This is a genomic window from Streptomyces sp. Pv4-95, assembly GCF_045782725.1.
GTDB lineage: Bacteria > Actinomycetota > Actinomycetes > Streptomycetales > Streptomycetaceae > Streptomyces.
Map to the genome: position 1 here is coordinate 5,482,528 of NZ_CP127172.1, position 18,934 is coordinate 5,501,461.

General features: G+C 71.5%; 15 protein-coding genes and 1 tRNA gene. 8 read left to right on the forward strand and 8 right to left on the reverse strand.

What is annotated here, in order from left to right; translation table 11 throughout:
- Positions 1-51 precede the first annotated feature (51 nt).
- The 3 genes from QOM21_RS24050 to QOM21_RS24060 form a co-directional block, all read right to left on the reverse strand.
- Positions 52-594, reverse strand: coding sequence for a hypothetical protein (locus tag QOM21_RS24050; RefSeq protein ID WP_407553118.1), 543 nt, complete (start codon positions 592-594; stop codon positions 52-54).
- Positions 591-866, reverse strand: a complete 276-nt coding sequence (locus QOM21_RS24055; protein ID WP_407553119.1) for a hypothetical protein — start codon at positions 864-866, stop codon at positions 591-593. The genes QOM21_RS24050 and QOM21_RS24055 overlap by 4 nt, the downstream gene beginning before the upstream one ends.
- Positions 867-964: 98 nt before the next feature.
- Entirely contained in the window at positions 965-1,237 is a 273-nt protein-coding gene (locus QOM21_RS24060) for a hypothetical protein (protein WP_407553120.1), read from the reverse strand.
- A 533-nt stretch (positions 1,238-1,770) separates the two neighbouring features.
- Between QOM21_RS24060 and QOM21_RS24065 the strand changes: the two genes are divergently transcribed.
- Positions 1,771-2,172 (forward strand): hypothetical protein, encoded by a 402-nt coding sequence (locus QOM21_RS24065; RefSeq protein WP_407553121.1) that lies wholly within the window; start codon positions 1,771-1,773, stop codon positions 2,170-2,172.
- A 456-nt stretch (positions 2,173-2,628) separates the two neighbouring features.
- Here the strand turns inward: QOM21_RS24065 and QOM21_RS24070 are convergent, their stop codons facing one another.
- Both QOM21_RS24070 and QOM21_RS24075 read right to left on the reverse strand, forming a co-directional pair.
- Positions 2,629-3,588: a tyrosine-type recombinase/integrase gene (locus tag QOM21_RS24070; RefSeq protein WP_407553122.1), complete on the reverse strand. Its 960-nt coding sequence runs from the start codon at positions 3,586-3,588 to the stop codon at positions 2,629-2,631.
- Positions 3,589-3,688: 100 nt separating this feature from the next.
- Positions 3,689-3,761, reverse strand: a tRNA-Arg gene (locus QOM21_RS24075).
- Positions 3,762-4,072: 311 nt separating this feature from the next.
- Here QOM21_RS24075 and QOM21_RS24080 point away from each other — a divergent pair.
- From QOM21_RS24080 to QOM21_RS24110, 7 genes are all read left to right on the forward strand, one after another.
- Complete coding sequence (locus QOM21_RS24080; RefSeq protein WP_407555777.1) at positions 4,073-5,914, forward strand: ATP-binding protein; 1,842 nt, start codon at positions 4,073-4,075, stop codon at positions 5,912-5,914.
- Positions 5,911-8,451 carry a GTPase gene (locus QOM21_RS24085; RefSeq protein ID WP_407553123.1) on the forward strand — a complete coding sequence of 847 codons (2,541 nt, stop codon included), beginning with the start codon at positions 5,911-5,913 and terminating at the stop codon, positions 8,449-8,451. The genes QOM21_RS24080 and QOM21_RS24085 overlap by 4 nt, the downstream gene beginning before the upstream one ends.
- 320 nt (positions 8,452-8,771) lie before the next feature.
- Positions 8,772-9,698 carry a single-stranded DNA-binding protein gene (locus tag QOM21_RS24090; protein WP_407555778.1) on the forward strand — a complete coding sequence of 309 codons (927 nt, stop codon included), beginning with the start codon at positions 8,772-8,774 and terminating at the stop codon, positions 9,696-9,698.
- A gap of 212 nt (positions 9,699-9,910) precedes the next feature.
- Complete coding sequence (locus QOM21_RS24095; RefSeq protein ID WP_407553124.1) at positions 9,911-11,308, forward strand: LAETG motif-containing sortase-dependent surface protein; 1,398 nt, start codon at positions 9,911-9,913, stop codon at positions 11,306-11,308.
- 611 nt (positions 11,309-11,919) lie between these two features.
- The gene (gene ettA, locus QOM21_RS24100; RefSeq protein WP_407553125.1) at positions 11,920-13,584 is read left to right on the forward strand and encodes an energy-dependent translational throttle protein EttA; all 1,665 of its coding nucleotides are present in this window, start codon (positions 11,920-11,922) and stop codon (positions 13,582-13,584) included.
- A 5-nt stretch (positions 13,585-13,589) separates the two neighbouring features.
- Positions 13,590-14,024 carry an acyl-CoA thioesterase gene (locus QOM21_RS24105; protein ID WP_407553126.1) on the forward strand — a complete coding sequence of 145 codons (435 nt, stop codon included), beginning with the start codon at positions 13,590-13,592 and terminating at the stop codon, positions 14,022-14,024.
- Positions 14,021-14,800: a hypothetical protein gene (locus QOM21_RS24110; RefSeq protein WP_407553127.1), complete on the forward strand. Its 780-nt coding sequence runs from the start codon at positions 14,021-14,023 to the stop codon at positions 14,798-14,800. Before QOM21_RS24105 ends, QOM21_RS24110 begins: the two co-directional genes overlap by 4 nt.
- A 581-nt stretch (positions 14,801-15,381) precedes the next feature.
- Here the strand turns inward: QOM21_RS24110 and QOM21_RS24115 are convergent.
- The 3 genes from QOM21_RS24115 to QOM21_RS24125 form a co-directional block, all read right to left on the reverse strand.
- The gene (locus tag QOM21_RS24115) at positions 15,382-15,786 is read right to left on the reverse strand and encodes a globin (RefSeq protein WP_393895495.1); all 405 of its coding nucleotides are present in this window, start codon (positions 15,784-15,786) and stop codon (positions 15,382-15,384) included.
- 216 nt (positions 15,787-16,002) lie between these two features.
- Entirely contained in the window at positions 16,003-17,493 is a 1,491-nt protein-coding gene (locus tag QOM21_RS24120; protein ID WP_407553128.1) for an FHA domain-containing protein, read from the reverse strand.
- A 48-nt stretch (positions 17,494-17,541) separates the two neighbouring features.
- Positions 17,542-18,879: a vWA domain-containing protein gene (locus QOM21_RS24125; RefSeq protein WP_407553129.1), complete on the reverse strand. Its 1,338-nt coding sequence runs from the start codon at positions 18,877-18,879 to the stop codon at positions 17,542-17,544.
- Positions 18,880-18,934 lie beyond the last annotated feature (55 nt).

Sequence of the window (18,934 nt, forward strand, 5' to 3'; positions counted from 1 at the left end):
GTTCGAGGATCCAGAACGCGAGGACGGCGAGAGCGAGGGCGAGAAGCCAGATCACGGGAGGTCACCACCGGCGGCGCGCATGGTCGCGCGGTAGTCGAGGCGGCGGGCCTCGATCTGCTCGGCGGTGAGCGGCACCTCGTCGGCCTCGTCGTCGTGCACGAGCCGCCAACGCTGCCCGTCGCGGGCCCACTCGATGTGTTCGTCTCCGAGCGGGTTACTGATGTGCCCGTCCGGCTCGATGTGCACCGGAATCCACATGTCCTCAAGGGCGTTGAGGGCGTCGACCACGCGTTGCCACGGGGAGCAGGGGGTCTCGTCGTCCTCGATCGCGCCCAGAGTCGGGCAGGGCCACCGTTCGCCGTCGTGCTGGCAGTGCTCGGAGTCCGGGTGCTTCACGTGCACCGCCTGGACAGCGGCCGTCTGCTGTTCGAGTTCGGCGACCCGCGTTCGCAGCCGCTCGACCTCGGCCGCCGACTCCGGCGACTGGAGCATCCCGGCCGCGTCGAGGTCCGCGGCGATACCCGCCGCCGTCTGCTTGGTCTTCATCGAGCGGCAGATCAGATCCGCCGCACGGCTCACGAGGCGGGCGTTCATGCCGCACCGTCCAACCGGCGAACCAGCGGGCCGAACGACCGGGCCACCGACGACACCGTCCACGGGCGGGACTCGCCCGTTCCGCGGTCGTCGGCGTTCCGCGGCGCGTCGCAGACGAGCAGCACATCGGCGCTCGCCGTAAGCCCGGCCGGCCGCCACTCGTCGCCCTCGCGGTCCACCAGGACAACGGGCGTGCGGGGAGCGGGGAGCGGGATGGGGATGGGGATCGACCGGTCGAACCGACCGGGGAAGTCGATAGGGTTGGTGCTCACGGTGAGCCTCTCGTTTGTGTGTTTGGTGAGGTGAGCCGGAGGGGTCGCGCCGGGTGGAGTCCGGTTGCGGCCCCGACTCACGTCGGGATGGCGGAAATTCAGGCGGCCGGAGTCTCGGCGGCCTTGGCCTTGGCACGGCGGGCCTTGCTCGACGCCAGCGCGAGGCGCGAGAAGTGCGCCTTCTTCAGGTGCGCGGCGACCTCGGCGATCCGCTCGTCACTGGCCGTCGGGTGCAGCGCTCGCGCCTGCTGCACGAACTTGCCGTTGGCTGCGGCTCGGGCCTTGGCGGTCCGCGAGGCCGGGTCGGCGGTGTTCGCCCACGAGGTGTGAGCGGCGAGACGGGCTCGGAGCGTGCGGTCCTGCGGATCCATGGGTGTCCCTCCGGGGGCATGTCACCGGGTCATCGTCCATGTCCATGGACATGGACACGGGGTGAAACAGAGCGCGCGGAGCCAAGTGCAGCGCCGCCGCGACCCTGCGCGCCTCGGCGCCGGAGACGGTTGGCCGGTCCTCGTCTATGAGGGCCTGAACCTTGGACTTGGAAAGTCCCGTCTCGGCGGCGAAATCGCGAACGCTGACCGGCGTGTCGCCGTGCTGATTCATCAGCAGGCGCAGCAGGTCACCGTCATGCAGTCGATAGCGGGGCACTGTTCTCCGTTCGGTGTCCACGTTTCTGGACATCTGAAGCATGGCAGGTAGCACAGCGCTTGTCCAGTTTCGTGGACAAGGTGTGTCCACCGATTAGGTGTGGATTGCGTCAAAGACCCGAGGCCCCGTATGCGCGGCTGTCCCGTTCCGTGGACAATGGCTGTCCACGGGTGAGGGTTGCCTTACGCTCCCTGCCTGGACCGATGGGCGTAGTTGAGGGCTCAACCGTGGACAGTGACCGAGGGGAATCGGGGATATGGCCGAGCAGACAGACGCGCTAACGCGTCTTGTTCAAGAGCATGTAGGCGACGGCCGTCCCCTCACCGTCCGTGCTTTCGCCGAGCGCGCCATCGATCCGGAGTCGGGACGCTCGATCAGCAAGAGCACCGCGGGGAACCTCGCCAAGGGCCACCAGGTGAAGATCACGCCGGAAGTGCTGCGCGCCATCGCCGCCGGCCTCGGCGTCCCCCTGACTGCCGTGCAGGCTGCGGCCATTCAGCAGTACGTCGGCATCATCGTTGATGACCCGTTCGGCGTCGGGCCGGGTGATGACGATGCGGTCGTCCGCGTGGCGCACGATCCCGAGGTGACGGCCGCGGACATGCCTGCGACCCGCCGATTCCTCGACGAGGCGCGGCGAGACGCGGAAGGCGCGTAACCCTCCCCAACGCTGCGTTGTCATATGCAGTGAAGGTTTCAGGTTCACTGATTAAGGTGACGCCAAGAGTGCATGCTGAAGCGTAGAGTGATCGCACCTCGTGCAATTCGAACGTGTGTGCGGTGGCCCGTTGTGTCTGCGCTCGCACGGGAATGGGGGTCGGGTGTCATCTGAGGTACCGCCACGCATGCGCGTGCGCGCGGTGAACCTGGACGGAGAGGCGCCGCTCGCCCTCTACGACAGTGCACACCATTTCGAACTTGGCATCGACTTCAGCAGGCCACCCGACGAGATCGCCGAGGCCCTCACCGGATTGCTGCAAGAGGCTGTAGACAGCGGGAGATGGACGCGCAACGGGCCCTGTTCTCGCCCCCCTGACTCGCCCACAGATACCGGTGGGGCCGGACCCGATCGGCCCAGCCCCACCTGATCGCGACGAACGCGCCCCGGCCCGCCCTACAGGCGGTCACCGGGGCTCAAGTCTCTGTGCTGCTGCCGTGCCCGCTCCTCGCCGGCTGACGCCCCGTACCGCGACAACATCTGACGGGACCGCCAGCCCATGATCCGCATCAAGGCGTCCTCATTACCCCCGTTCACCTTCCACAGGTGCGCGAACGTGTGCCGGAACTGATGTGGGTGGATATGCGGGATGCCCGCCTCTTTGCACCGCCGCTCGATCATCGTCCCCACCCCCCAAATGGTGAGGGAAGACTTGGACTTGACGCCGAACCAGAGTGGATCCGTCGGCTCTAGATCACGGCCGAGGTGCTTGCCGGCGGCCCGCAAGTACCGGTCCATGGCGAGCGCGGTTGCCCGGCCGAACGGGGCCGGCCGCTCCCGGCCGCCCTTGCCGAGGACGTGCAAGACCATGAGGTCGAGATCGAGCGCGGCTTGCCGCCGATCCGTCACCTCGGAGAGCCGGCCGCCGGTGTCGAGGAACATCATCAGCAGCGCCGTGTCCCGGCGTTCCTGGAACCCTTTGCCCTTGCAGGTGGCGAACAGCGCCTTGAGAGAGTCCTCAGGGATGACCGGGACTTCAACCTCGGGTAGCTGCGGGGGCTTCATCGTCCGCATGGGGGAGCGGTCAATCTCCTCCTCGTCGACACACCAATTGAAGAACGTTTTCAGCGACCGGAAGTATTGATGCGCCGTCGCCGGTGACGTCGTCTTCAGCATGTGATTGATGTACGCCTCGACGTGCTCGCGGTGCAGGCCGGTCGGCCCCTCCAGCGTGGTCGGCCGCGGCCGGGCCTCGGTGTCCTCGGCCGGCGGGTCGTAGTCGAGGAGGTAGTTGCGGAGCCCTGTGGCGGCGCGGGAGTAGACGCGCTGCGTGTTCTCCGAGAGGTTCCGGGCCCGAAGTGCGCGGACCCATGAGGACGCGAGAGGGGCGATGTCGTACCCCCGGGTGGCGGTCATGATCCGAGGGTAGTGAGGTCAAGGCACTTGGTCTATATGCGCTGTGCGAACCGGACATGAGAAAACCCCTCACCTGTTCTTGCAGGTGAGGGGCTGTTTGCGCCCCCGGCAGGACTCGAACCTGCGGCCAAGTGCTTAGAAGGCACCTGCTCTATCCACTGAGCTACGGGGGCCGGGCGGTGGACGTGGATCACGGACCGCGGACAAGGATAGAGGTCCGGGTGCCTTGTCCCGGTTGCTTCACCTCCGTGGCACGTTGTGGAGGTTCCGTGAAGCGGTCCAAGAATCGCAGGCAGGTACGAATCCTGCACCGGTTTTGGCACCCCACGCGCCGGGTGTTGTGCACTCGTTATGCCTGCGTCTCAATTGTCGCGTACGCCTCATGCGCCACTTATCCCGTTCTGTAGGGGTTCTTGCGGGGCACACGAGGGGTTATACGCTTCAAAAAGCCAACGAAATTGGGCATTCTGCACATGTGGCGACCTTGGACGTACGACCGCGACTGATCGAGGCACTGTCCGTACTGCGCGACCGTGTCGACGCCGCACGGTTTCCGCTGCCACTACGGGGCGCCGCCCGCGCACGGCGGAGCCGGGCCGAGCTGCTCGCCCAACTCGACGACTATGTGATTCCCCGCCTGCGCTCACCTCAGGCACCGCTCCTCGCGGTGATCGGCGGATCCACCGGCGCGGGCAAGTCCACCCTGGTCAACTCGCTGGTGGGACGGCGTGTCTCCGAGGCGGGGGTGCTGCGCCCGACGACGCGTACACCGGTGCTCGTCTGCCATCCGGACGACCAGCACTGGTTCGCGGGCCAACGGGTGCTGCCACGCCTCTCCCGGGTGTGGGTGCCCGAGCAGGAAGGCGGCGACGACCCGGACGGCCCGTACGCGGCCGGCGGCCCGCCCTACGGACCCGGCGCACAGCGCGAGCCGGCGTATGGGGACGGGTTCGGCCACGGGGCGGGCGAGGGCCGCGATCACGGATCCGGCCACGGACTCCGCAACGACGGGAGCCGTGGCGACCGGCGCGGGCCGGGACACGACTACGGCCGACCCGGCTCCGGCTACGGCCTCCATGACGGGTACGGCGCGGGGGCAGGCGCCGACTCCGGAATGCCGACCGTGCGGATCGAGACCGATCCCGCGCTGCCCAGCGGACTGGCGCTGCTGGATGCCCCGGACATCGACTCCCTCGTCGCCGGCAACCGGGAACTGGCCGCCGAGCTGATCTGCGCTGCGGACGTATGGGTGCTGGTCACCACGGCCGCCCGCTACGCCGACGCGGTGCCCTGGCATCTGCTGCGCACCGCAAAGGAGTACGACGTCACGCTCGTGACCGTGCTGGACCGGGTGCCCCACCAGATCGCCACCGACATCTCCGGGCGGTACGCCGAACTGCTCCAGCGGGCCGGGCTCGGCCACGTGCCGCGCTTCACCATCCCCGAGCTCCCCGAGTCGGCCGGCGGCGGCAGCGGACTGCTGCCCGCCACGGCCGTCGCCGCCCTGCGCGCCTGGCTGGAACAGCACGCCCAGGACCCGGTGGCCCGCGCGGCCGCCTCGGACCGCACCGCAGCCGGCGTCATCGCCTCCCTGCGCAGCAGAGTGCCCGCCCTGGCCGGAGCGGCCGCCGCCCAGCACGCCGCGGCACTGCGGCTGGCCTGCCGCGTCGAGGAGGCGTACGAGGAGGCGGCGGAGCGCGTACGCCGGGAAGTCGCGGCAGGCGAGGTGCTGGCCGGCGACGCGCGTGCCCACTGGCACGACCACAAACTCGGCGGTCGGCCGGACGAACTGCTGGACGCGCTCACCAGCGGGCTCACGTCCCTGCTGGCCTGCGCCGTCGAGGAGGCCGACGAACGGGCCGCCGACGCCTGGCGGCGCGATCCCGCGGCGGCCGAGGTCGTGCGGTCGGCCGCCGCCGGTGCCGCGGGCGCGGGCGAGCGCCTCGGCGTGCTCGCCCGCCGCTGGCGCCGCTGCCTGGAGGAACTGGCCGACGAGGAGACCCGCGAGGCCCGCGGCGGCCAGGCCGGCGAGCGGCCCGGCTCGGTCGAGCCCGAGGAGTCTGCGGCGCTGCTGGCCACCGCGCTGCTCGGTGGCCGGCGCGCCCGTACCGCGGGTGAGAACCTCGCCGACCTGCTGGGGGCACAGAGCGCGCTGAGCCTGTGCGACCGGGGCGGCAGCCTCCTGACGACGTATGTGGAGTGCGCGTTGGACGCCGAGCGTGAGCGGCGGCTGGTGCCACTGGACAAGCTGGCCGTGCCACCGGATCAGCAGGCCGAATTGATCGCCGCGCTGTCCGTTCTGCAGAAGGAGAAGGTGTCGGGGTGACCGCTTCTACGGAGCACGCGGGGCAGGCCGCACAGGCCGGACAGACGGGTCAGGATCCCCAGGAGCATCGGGAACCCCAGGGGCATCAGGCGGGGCGGGAGAATCAGTCGGTCCCGGGGGAGCAGGCCGTTCCGGCTGCTCCGGGCGCCTTGGGGCCGGGCGGTCCGACTCCGGCCGCACTCGCTCCGAGCGACGCCACTCCCGGCGACGCCACCGCGAGTGCCCTCCCGCCCGGCGGCCGCACTCCAGGTGACCCCACTCCGAGCGCTCCGGGGCCGCGCACCCCGGGGGACGTCGACGGTGGCATCGGCGGGGTCCTGGCCGCCGTGGGTGCCGAAGCGGTCGACGGAAGTGATGCCGCCGCCGGAAGTGGTGCGGTCGACGATGGAGTGGGTGCGATCGGAGACGAGGCGGCGGATGCGGCGGCCGGGCCGGGCGATGTGCGAGGCGGGCCCTGGGACGACGGGTTGATCGCGCGCCGGGCACGGGTGGGAGAGTTCCCGCGGCCCGGAGGACGGCGGCGAGCGCTGGAGGCGGAGGAGGCCCGGACGGCGGCCCCGGGGCAAGCGGCGACTCAGGAACAGCTCCTGACCGCAGGCGCGCAGTGCGGCTCCGGCGTCGGCACGTGCAGCAGCACCCGTGCGGGCGTCGGCGGGGATGTGGCCGTCGACCTGGCCGCGGCCAGGGAGGACGCCGCGCACGAGGACCTGCGGTCGGGCGGCGGGACGGTCGGTCTCGGCGGGCAGGTGGCCCGGGGCGGCCGGGCGGCGGCGCGAGACGGATCGCCCCGGGGCAGCAGGGAGAGCGCGGTGACGGACCGGCCCGGTCCCTACGGGCGGGGGACGGACCGGCGCGCCGTCGGTGACGAGCTGCGGCCCCGGCTTGACGCGTTGCGCGAGCTGATCGCGCTCTCCCGTACCCGGTTGGACGCCGAGACGCTGGAGGACGCGGGCCGGGTGCTGGAGGCGGCGAACGAGCGCTACCGACTCTCCGGCGAGTACACCGTCGTCGCCATCGCCGGCGCGACCGGAAGCGGGAAGTCCTCGCTGTTCAACGCGCTGGCGGGAGCGAGCCGTTCGCAGGTCGGCGCCCGACGGCCGACGACCTGCCAGCCGGTGGCCTGCGTCTGGTCGGACGGCAGGCCCGGCGCGGAGGGGCTGCTGGACCGCCTGGGCGTGCCGGCGCATCGCCGCCACACCCCCATGGACGATGCCCCCGAGCTGCGCGGACTCATCCTGCTCGACCTGCCCGACCACGACTCGGCGGCCACCGAGAACCGGACGCAGGTCGACCGGATGCTGGAGCTGGTGGACGCGGTGATCTGGGTCGTCGACCCGGAGAAGTACGCCGACGCCGTGCTGCACGAGCGGTATCTGCGGCCCTTGGCTGGCTACGCCGAGGTCACCTTCGTCGTGCTCAACCAGGTGGACCGGCTGCCCGGCGACGCCACCGACCAGGTGGTGGACGACCTGCGCCGGCTGCTGGACGAGGACGGTCTGGCGCTCGGCGAGCACGGCGAGCCCGGGGCGGTGGTGCTGGCACTCTCCGCCGCTACCGGCGAGGGCGTCGTGGAACTGCGCGAGACGCTCGGCCAGTTCGTCACGGAACGGGGCGCGGCGAGCCGGCGGCTCATGGCGGACGTCGACGCGGCCGCCGAGCGGCTGCGGTCGGTGTATGTCGCGGACAGCCGTATCGGGCTGACGGAACGGGCCCGTGAGGAGTTCGACGACCGGCTGGCCGAGGCGGTCGGCGCGGTGGCCACCGGGCGCGCGGCGGAACGCGATTGGCTGCGGCACGCCTACCGCGCCTACGGCTCCCCGTGGTCGCGGCTCAACGGCCGGCGGCGGGGACGGCGGGCGGAGGAAGCCCACACCGGAAGTGGACTGTCCGGGGGCGGGTCGGCCGGGCGCGGGCAGGTCGGCAGGCAGGGACAGTACGGGCAGGTGAGCGGGGCGACCGGCGTACCGGGGCCCGGGGGCGGCGACGGAGCGGCGGACGGGCGGGCGGCGGCCCGGCCGGTGGTGGAGCAGGCCGTACGGGCCGTGGCGGGCGATGCCGCGCGCGGGTTGCCGGCGCCCTGGGCACAGGCCGTGCGCGAGGCCGCGAGCCGCGGTGCGGTCGAACTGCCGGGTGCGCTGGACAAGGTGGCGGCCGACGCCGAGGAATCCCTCAGGGGCGGACCGGCGGTGAAACCGCGATGGTGGAAGGTGGCCGCGGTGTTGCAGGGCCTGCTGCTCGCCCTGCAAGTGGCGGGCGCGTTGTGGCTGCTGGGCGCGGCGACGGGGCTGACGGACACGTCGGCATGGCTCTCCGCACTGCTGCCCGCGGCCATCGGTGCGGTGGGCGGCCCGGTGCTGGCCTGGATGTGCCGGATCGCGGCACGCGGCCCGGCCCGGCGGTACGGCCAGGACGCCGAGCGACGGCTGAGGGGCGCGGCGGCGGGCTGCGGACGGGCCAGGGTTCTGGAGCCGGTCGCCGCCGAGCTGTTGCGCTACCGCGAGGTTCGCGAGCGGTACGCGGTGGCCTCGGGGGCTTGACGGGTAGCGCGTCACGGAGCCGGGAGGAGGAGGCCGGCAGGGCGCGCGAGGCAGCTGGGGCGGCCCGGTATCGGCCGCCCCTTCGCCTTTCCTGCCCATCGGTCCATCAGCCTCCCCCTCACCTGCCCTTGGACGTGCCCTCCTGCGCTCGGCCTTCCCCTTCCGGGTGGCGGGGTTATCCACAACCGGGCGTTCGTCCACAGGTCTCTGCGGCCTGCGCCGATTCCCTGCAGCATGAATCGCAGGCAGATCGCGACGCGGTCAGCACCCGAGGAAGCTCGGGGAGAGCGAACGGGGGAGTGGGTTCGATGAGCGAGACGATGGTGACCTTGGTGGGGAACGCCGCGACGGCGGTGGAGCACCGGCAGACGCCGACGGGGGTGCCGGTCGCCAGGTTCCGGCTGGCGTCGACGTCCCGGCGCTGGGACCGGACGCGGGAGTGCTGGACCGACGGGGACACGAGTTTCTACACCGTGCGGTCGTGGCGGACACTCGCCGACAACGTCGCCGCGTCGGTAGCGGTGGGAGAACCTCTCATCGTTCAGGGCAGGTTGCGGCTGCGAGAAGGGGAGAAGCCGCCGGAGCAAGGCGGGCAGCGCTGGTTCTCCGCGGAGGTCGACGCCGTCGCGATCGGCCACGACCTCTCCCGCGGCACCGCCGCCTTCCGCCGCGCTGCGCGGCCGCGCTTGGACGTCGTCCCGGCGCAGCCCGGCACGTCGGGCCCCGACCCATGGGCAGCCGGCACTGGCACGGGCACTGGCAACGGCATCGGCACGCGAACGTCGACGGCAGGGGCAGCAACGGGAGGGGCGGCAACGGCGAACGCGGCAACACCCGTGCCGGACCCAGGCGGGGCAGAGGCGGCCGTGAACGCATCGGCACCGGCGGTCGCCATCGAAGCCGAAGGCGAGGGGCCACCAGGCGGGCAGCCCGGCGAGGGGCCACGGGGCGAGCAGTCCGGCAAGAGCGTACGAGCCGAGCAGCGCGGCGACGGCGTACGAGTGGAACGACCCGGCGAGGGACCACGAGCCGAAGAAGGCGACGCTCGGGCGGAGTACGTCACCGTCTCGCCTCCACAGGGAGCGGCCCTGCCCACCCCTCCCAACCGGCCCTCGCCTCCCGCCCTTCCCGTGCGGCCGGCGTCTTCACCACCTCCGTACGCTGCGCCGCCCCTCCTGCCGCATCGCCAACTCCCTGTGGGCGCAGTGCGCCTGAGAAGGCGTCAGTGCCCCGAAAAGTCCCGTTGATTTGTCGATAATGCCAGGTCAGGGTGCCCGCGATCGATAACGATTGCGATTCGGATCGGTTATGGAATGCCATTCCTGGGGACCCTGATGCCCCTGCTCCATAGGATCCGTCGAGTACTCACGGGGGCTGACTTTTTTCGGCTGTTGAGTTCTTCAGGATCTTTCCGGCGAGGCACCCTCCCCATTCGATCGCCTCGCCCAGAGGGGAAATCATGCTTTCGATGAAGAGGCGGGGCGCAGCCCGCCTTGCTGCCGCGGTTGTGGCCTCAGGCCTGGTCGCGGCGGGTGCGATAGCCACCGCGGGAACTGCCGCGGCGGATGAGACGACTCCCACGCACGGGGGTGCCACCGCGACGCTCGGTGGTCTGAAGACCTTCGACCAGGCAGTCGTGCACGCCGACGGCCAGGACCAGCGCGTCGGCGCCGGCCTGTTCGAGATGGCGGTCGACAACGGCGGCACGCTCCAGACGTACTGCATCGACATCCACAACCCGACGCAGCAGCAGGCGAAGTACCAGGAAGTGCCCTGGAGCGCCTCGTCGCTGCACAACAACGGGGACGCGGGCAAGATCCGCTGGATTCTGCAGAACTCCTACCCGCAGGTGAACGACCTGGCGGCGCTCGCCTCCAAGGCCGGCGCCGGCAACCTCACCGAGAAGACCGCCGCGGCCGGTACCCAGGTCGCCATCTGGCGCTTCTCCGACCACGTCAAGGTCGACGCGGTCGACCCGGCGGCCGAGAAGCTCGCCGACTTCCTCGAGAAGAGCGCGCAGAACCTCGCCGAGCCCAAGGCGTCGCTGACGCTGGACCCGCCGGCCGTCTCCGGCAAGTCCGGCAGCCGTCTCGGTCCGGTCACCGTGCACACCAACGCCGACAGCGTCACGGTCTCGCCGGCCGCCGACGTGCCGGCCGGTGTCAAGGTCGTGGGCAAGGACGGCAAGCCCGTCACCAGCGCCGCCGACGGCACGCAGCTGTTCTTCGACGTCCCCGCGGGTGCCGCGGACGGCAGCACCTCGCTGACCGCCCAGGCCGCGACCAAGGTCCCGGTGGGCCGTGCCTTCACCGGCATCGGCCAGCACGCCAAGAGCCAGACGCAGATCCTGGCCGGCTCCAGCGAGTCCACCGTCTCCGCGGCGGCCACGGTCTCCTGGAAGAAGCAGGGCGCCATCCCGGCGATCACCGCCGAGAAGAACTGCGCCAAGGGTGGTGTGGACGTCACCGCCAGCAACAAGGGCGATGAGGCGTTCCGCTTCCAGCTCTCCGGCAAGGAGTACGAGATCGCTCCGGGCAAGTCGCAGACCGTGACCGTGCCGGTGGCCGAGGACCAGCCGTACTCGATCACGATCAAGGGCGAGGGCGGCTTCAAGAAGTCCTTCTCCGGGGTCCTGGACTGCAAGACCGCGGGCAGCGGCGGCGGCAAGCCGTCCTCGCAGCCGAGCCCGGCCACGGCCGGCGGCAGCACCGGCGGCGACAACGGCGGTGACCTCGCCGAGACCGGTTCCAGCAACGCCACCCCGATGATCGCGGGTATCGCGCTCGTCCTGGTGCTGGTCGGCGGCGGCGCGGTGTTCTTCCTTCGCAAGAAGAAGGCCGGCACCCCCGCTCAGTGACCGCGTCACCGAGTGAGCGACCTGCCGGTCGGCTGACCGGAAGGGACCGACTCCGGTCGACCGACCGGAGTCGGTGACCCGGCGAACCAACCTGTGGCCCCGGAGCGCACACGCGCTCCGGGGCCACAGGCGTCCTCCGGCGCCTCCCCACCTTCCCCGCGCCCCTCCGGCCACGACGACCTCCGGCCCGCCCTGCCCAAGCGCCCGGGTCGCGAGGAGCGCGAGCAGCGGGAGGAGCCGCGAGAGCCGTGAAAGCGAGGGAGACGCGTCGTGGTCGCCCGCGCCCGCGTACGTCCGCCGGTGTCCATCTGCGTGCGTCCGTCCGCGGGCCATCGGCGAACCTCGCGCACGCGACCCTCCTGCACCCCCTGAGAGCCTCCTCCGGAGCCCCTCCGGAAACCCCTCCGGAGCCCCCTGAATGATCTCTCCGGGGCCCTCTCCGGCCCGCCCATACCGGGCCCATCCGCTGTCCGCCCAGTGGCACCCGTTTCCCCCGGGGGATGGACGTACGGCAAGATGGGGTGTATCTGCCCTCGGCCACGCCGCACCATGGCCCAGGCGGCGGAGCCGCACACAGACCTGATAGATCCAAAACTGCCGGACGGTTTCTCTTGGCTGAGTACATCTACACGATGCGCAAGGCGCGCAAGGCGCACGGCGACAAGGTCATCCTCGATGACGTGACGCTGAGCTTCCTGCCGGGCGCGAAGATCGGTGTCGTGGGTCCCAACGGCGCCGGTAAGTCCACGGTGCTGAAGATCATGGCCGGTCTTGAGCAGCCGTCGAACGGTGACGCGTTCCTCTCCCCGGGCTACACCGTCGGCATGCTCCTGCAGGAGCCGCCGCTGGACGAGTCCAAGACCGTGCTGCAGAACGTGCAGGACGGCGCCGCCGAGGTCATGGGCAAGCTGCACCGCTTCAACGAGGTCGCCGAGCTGATGGCGACCGACTACTCCGACGCGCTGATGGAGGAGATGGGCAAGCTCCAGGAGGACCTCGACCACGCCAACGCGTGGGACCTGGACACCCAGCTGGAGCAGGCCATGGACGCCCTGGGCTGCCCGCCCGGCGACTGGCCGGTCACCAACCTCTCCGGTGGTGAGCGCCGCCGCGTCGCGCTCTGCAAGCTGCTGCTCGAAGCGCCCGACCTGCTGCTCCTCGACGAGCCCACCAACCACCTGGACGCCGAGTCCGTGCAGTGGCTGGAGCAGCACCTCGCGAAGTACCCCGGCACCGTCGTCGCCGTCACCCACGACCGGTACTTCCTCGACCACGTCGCCCAGTGGATCTGCGAGGTCGACCGCGGCCGCCTGCACGGCTACGAGGGCAACTACTCCAAGTACCTGGAGACCAAGCAGACCCGCCTCAAGGTCGAGGGCCAGAAGGACGCCAAGCGTGCGAAGCGTCTGAAGGAAGAGCTGGAGTGGGTCCGCTCCAACGCCAAGGGGCGCCAGGCCAAGTCCAAGTCGCGACTTGCCCGTTACGAGGAAATGGCCGCCGAGGCCGACAAGATGCGGAAGCTGGACTTCGAGGAGATCCAGATTCCGCCGGGCCCGCGCCTGGGCAGCATCGTCGTCGAGGTCGAGAACCTCTCGAAGGCCTTCGGCGACAAGGTCCTCATCGACGACCTGAGCTTCACCCTGCCGCGCAACGGCATCGTCGGCGTGATCGGCCCGAACGGCGCCGGCAAGACGACGCTGTTCAAGATGATCCAGGGCCTGGAGACCCCGGACTCCGGCGCGATCAAGGTCGGCGACACCGTCAAGATCTCCTACGTCGACCAGAGCCGCGAGAGCATCGACCCCAAGAAGACGCTGTGGGCCGTCGTCTCCGACGAGCTGGACTACATCAACGTCGGCCAGGTCGAGATGCCCTCGCGCGCCTACGTCTCGGCGTTCGGCTTCAAGGGCCCCGACCAGCAGAAGCCGGCCGGTGTGCTCTCCGGTGGTGAGCGCAACCGCCTCAACCTCGCGCTGACCCTCAAGCAGGGCGGCAACCTGCTGCTCCTCGACGAGCCGACCAACGACCTCGACGTCGAGACCCTCTCCTCGCTGGAGAACGCCCTGCTGGAGTTCCCCGGTGCCGCGGTGGTCGTCTCCCACGACCGCTGGTTCCTGGACCGCGTCGCCACGCACATCCTGGCGTACGAGGGCGACTCCAAGTGGTTCTGGTTCGAGGGCAACTTCGAGTCGTACGAGAAGAACAAGGTCGAGCGCCTCGGCCCGGACGCGGCCCGTCCGCACCGCGCCACGTACAAGAAGCTGACCCGGGGCTGAGCGTCGTGCGACACCTCTACTCCTGCCCCCTGCGCTGGTCGGACATGGACGCGTTCGGCCATGTCAACAACGCGGTGTTCGTCCGCTACCTCGAAGAGGCGCGGATCGACTTCATGCGCCGGCTCGCGCCGGGGAACGGCAGCCCGTCGTTCACGGGTGGTTCGGTCGTGGCGCGGCACGAGATCGACTACGTGCGGCCGCTGGTGCACCGGCACAGCCCGGTGACCATCGAACTGTGGGTGACGAAGGTCAGCGCCGCGTCCATGACGATCGCGTACGAGGTGAAGGACGAGGCGACCCTCTACCTCCGGGCCTCGACCATCGTCGTCCCGTACAACTTCACCGATGAGCGTCCCCGCCGCATCACCGCGGAGGAGAAGGCCGTCCTGAAGGAGTACATGGACGACGCGTCGCACCAGGAGGGGGCCGTCGCCGTATGACGGCGCTGCGCCTGGCCGATGCCGGGGAGGCGGCGGACCTCGCCGCCTTCCTGGCCCGGCTGATCCGCTACGACCGTGCCGCCGCGGTACGACTCCAGGCCCGCGGCGGGGTACTCGCCGTCTTCGGCCGCCCGCCGTCCTTCGAGGTCCTGGCGATCCGGACGGCGCGCCTCGCCGACGACGACCGCACCCTGGACGTCACGGTCTCCGCGGGTGAACTCCTCGAAGGCGTCGAGGAGTCGGCGGACACCGTCACCGTGCCCGCCGCGGTCACCGGGCCGCCCTGGGCCGGGCTGCTGCCGCCGCGCGGCGGCTGGCGACGGGTACCGGGCCTGCCCGAGACCGACGCGCTGGTCCGTGCCGTGGCCGCCGCGGTCGCCGAATTCCGCGCCCGCGACGAGGAGTTGCCGCCACAGCACCGCACCCGCGCCGAACGGGACCGCATCGGCCGCGACATCTGGTCGCGCACCCTCGGCGACACCCACCTCCCGCTGCGCGCCGCACACGCCGCCCATTCGCTGGGCTTCCTGCGCCCGGCGCGCGCCAACGCCCTCGCGGGCGGCGGCACTTCACCCGCCGCGGAACGCGCCACCGCCGACGCCGGCGCCGAGGCGAGTGCCGAAGCCCCCCGTTCCGCGCCTCAGCCGCAGGCGCCGACCCTGCTCGCAGCGGGTGGCTGGCTGCGCCTGAGTACCGCCTACGGCTCGATCGCGGTACGGACGGGCGGCCCGGCGGGGCTCAAGGGGCTCTCGGGGCTGTCGGTCACACCGACCTGACGCTCGTGGGGCGGCACCGCCCCGGTTCCCGCGTGGCCACGCCCTCGGCGCCCCGCCGGCCCGTGGCGCGGCCATCTGCTGAGGTCTCTCTGACATGACGGGTGCGGCGGGCGGCTGCGGGCCCCTCCACTCGGCGGCCGCTGGTGCGTACGTTTCCAGCGCTCCAAGACTCCAGGGCCGCGCGCATCGGCGTTGGCGGCCGTGTCACTCCCTGGCGGCCGCGCCGCAGCCCTGGCGGCCGTGTGCGCTCCGAATGCCGGGCGAGAGTCTTCCTGGGCGGTCCGGGAGGCCCTGGGCGGTCTCTGGACGGCCTGTAGCCCTTGTGGGCGCTCTACGGGCTCTACGGGCCCACTCTGGAGCATCGGCGCCGCCTGAGCGCCTCAGACACGTACTGGCACCTGTCGGCTCTTACTGGCTCCTGCTGGGTCCTTGCTACGCGGCGGCGGAGCAGGCGTGTGCGGGGCCCGTCGGGAAGCGTGCGCCCTGCGTGTAGGTGGCCGTCGGACGCCTCGTCCCTCCCGCCGGGCCGTGCCTTCCGGGTTTCCGCAGGCGGCCTGGCGGGCGAGTGGGCGCGGCAGGGCTCAGTCCGCGGTGTTGACCATCGACGCGGCCGCGTACGTCAGGTAGTTCCACAGCGTCGTTTCGTGCTCCTCGGACAGTTCGAGGGAGTCCACGGCGTCCCGCATGTGCCGCAGCCACGCGTCGTGCGCCGCACGGTCGACCGTGAACGGCGCGTGACGCATCCGCAGCCGGGGGTGCCCGCGGCCGTCGCTGTACGTACGGGGACCGCCCCAGTACTGCATGAGGAAGAGCGCGAGCCGCTCCTCGGCCGGGCCCAGATCCTCTTCCGGGTACATCGGCCGCAGCAGCGGGTCCTCGGCGACTCCCTGGTAGAAGCGGTGCACCAGGCGGCGGAAGGTCTCCTCGCCACCGACCTGCTCGTAGAAGGTCTGCTCCTGAAGCGTGCCGCGCGGAATCTTGTTCACCCGTCCATGGTGTCAGACGCGCGGTCCTAGGACTTCGGGCGGAGGACGGAGATGCGGACCCGCGGGAGAGAGCCCCGGGAGGGCGCGCGGGGGAGCGGTCAGGGGGACAACGGCGTCCGGGGCGTGATCGGTTGATCACGCCCCGGACACGGGTCGGCTCCGGGTGGGCCCGCCGCTCCGGAGCGCGGAGCTCCGGGCTCGGGGCCTTACCGGGTGTCAGCCTCGGCGGACGGTCAGCGTCGTCCAGGCGCCGACATGTACGCGGTCGCCCTCGTGGAGGGGCACCGGTACATACGGCTGGATCGGGTCCTCGGCGAGGTTGATCGTCGTGCCGTTGGTGGAGTTCTGGTCGACCACCGCCCAGCTGCCGTCCTGCTGCTGCACCAGCAGCGCGTGCTGGTGCGAGACGCCCGGGTCCTCCGGCGAGCGGCCCAGGTCGACGTCCGGCGCCTCACCGGTGCTGTTCCGGCGGCGGCCGACGGCGATCTGGCCGTTGGCAAGGGGAAGCACCTGCTCGGGGGAGTACGAGGGGAGGTTGAGCCCCGCGGCTTCCGGACCGCTGCGTCCCATCATCGCCATGAAGTACTCGCGGTCCGGCGCTATGGCCACCACCCAGCCCGCGCCGACGACCGGCGGCGGACCCTGCGGCGGGGCGGCCGGGACCTGGCCCGTTCCGCCGTTCCACTGCTGGTCGGGCTGCTGCGGGGGACCCTGCTGCTGGTGCTGCTGGTGCTGCTGGTGCTGCTGGGAGTCGTACGGGCCGGGCTGCTGCTGTTCGTACGGCGCCGGGGGCTGCTGCTCGTACATGCCGGGCTGCTGCTGCGGCTCGTAGGGGCCGGGCTGCTGCGGCGGGAACGGCGCGGGCGGCTGCTGCTGCTCGAACGGAGCCTGGGGGCCCGGCTGTGCGGGGGCCATCGGCGGCGCGGCGGTCTGTGCGCTCGGCGGATTCAGGGTCCAGTCGTCGCCCTGCTGCTGCGGCTGCTGGTGGTGCTGACCAGGACCGGGCATGCCAGGACCGGGTTGACCAGGACCGGGCATGCCGGGGCCGGGCATGCCGGGCGGCGGGCCGGGCTGACCCGGGTAACCGCCGGGGCCGGGCTGCCCGGGGGGCGGGCCCTGCTGCGGCTGCTGAGGCTGGTGCTGTTGCTGCGGCGGGGGGAAGCCGTAGCCGCCCTGGCTGTCCTGGGGGCCGGGGCCCGGACCGGGCGCGGGGGGCGGCGGAAAGCCGTAGCCACCCTGGCCGCCGGGGGGCGGGCCGGGCTGCTGGCCGGGCTGCTGGCCGGGCGGCGGGGCGTAGGACGTAGGGGAGTGCGTGAGGAAGTTGTAGCGGCATCCCTCACAGAACGGCGCCATCGCCTGACGCGCTGTACCGCACTGCGGGCACAGCTCGGCCTGTCCGGACTGATCGGGGCCGGGGCCGGGCGCAGGGGCGGGCGGGGGAAAGCCGTAGCCGCCCTGATCGCCCTGGGGGCCAGGACCGGGCGCGGGGGCCGGCGGCGGGAAGCCGTAGCCACCCTGGCCGCCTTGAGTACCGGGGCCGGGGCCGCCGGGCGGCGGGCCGGGCTGGCCGGTCGGCTGGCTGGGCGGCGCGTTCAGGAACCCCGCAGGCAGGGAGGGCGGCGGGGGGACAGCACCCGCCATCCGGTGGCCGCACACCTCGCACCAGTCTTCGGCCACCGACTGGTGGCCGTTCGGGCAGGTCGGCATGTCGGTTCTTCCCCCTCTGTACCGTTTCTCCGGTGGTACTTCTCGTCGTTACTTCTTCACGCGAACGGTCTTCGTCGAGCGCGTTTCGAGTGTCATTTCGTCCGCCTCGGCGACCTTCGCCTTGAGTCGCACAGTACCGGTCGCCGCATCGACGACGTCCACCACCTTCGCAAGCAGTTTCGCAGTCTCCACGTTCCCCGAGGCGTTCGCCAACTGCACCGCCCGGCCCAGTTTCGCGGTGGCGTCGTCCGCATCGCCCGACTTGCGGGCATCGAGTCCCTGCTGGATGGCTTGTGCCAGTTCTGCCTGTCCTGTGTAGTGCGCGACCTGCGGGTTGATCGATGTGGACGCGGCCATGTCATCGGTCCAGACCGCCCGTACGAGCCCCTGGGCAAGGGGCCGCGCGGGGGCGCCGTCCTGACCCGAGATGATCAACGAGACCCGTGCGGCGAGCATCTCCTGGCCGACGCCGGCGTCCGGTACGCGCACGCAGAGGTGGTAGTCGCGGGACTCGTCGCCCCAGGAGCCGGTCGGATAGTCCCCCGACCGCGGGCCCGATTCGGTGCGCCGGCCGGTGAGATCGGCCATGGTGGGCGCCACTTGCTTGACGAAGGCGACCTCCGTGCCCAGTGGTGTCCACAGCCGCAGGCCGACATCGGCGACCTCCTTGCCCATCGCCGCCTCCATCATCTGCCGGAAGTCGGCGGTCAATTCGGCCGGATCGGCGACGATATCGGCGGTGCCGAGCAGCGCCGCGGCGATGCCGGTGACCTCCTTGACCTCCCAGTCGGTCCCCACTCCGCGGGCGTCGCAGGTGAAGCGCCCGGCGCAGGCGTCCAGCGTGGCCCGCAGATCCTGCGGCGTTTCGTGCTCGTTGCGGCCGTCGGTCAGCAGGATGCCGTGCCGGATGCCGACCTCGGCGGACGACAGCAGCCGGTCGGCCAGCCGCAGCCAGCTGCCGATGGCGGTGCCGCCGCCCGCGGTCGGCTTTCGCAGGGCGTCCTTGGCCTCGGCGCGGGTGGCCGCGTCGGCGACGGCCAGCCGGCCGCCGCCGGGGTAGACCTCGGTGGCCCGGTGGGTGCCGGCCACCACCGCGAAGGCGACGCCGTCGCGCACCGTGTCGACGGCGGCGGCGGTCGCCTCACGGGCCCCGTGCATCTTCGTCGGCGGGTAGTCCATCGACCCGGAGCAGTCGACCATGATGACCACGCCTGCGTCCGGCGTGGTGGAACGCCCCGCGAACACCGGCCGGCCACCGGTCGTACCGCCGCCCGTCGCCGTGACCGTGACGATGGCGTTCACCTCGCGCCCGCCCTCGGGGAGGTACGGGTTCTGGTACACCTCGGCGGAGAAATGCGGCACACGCGACTTGGCGAAATTGGCCATCAGTTCCGCTCCTTGAGACTCGTGCCGATTGCTTGGCAAGAGGGGCAAATGGGGC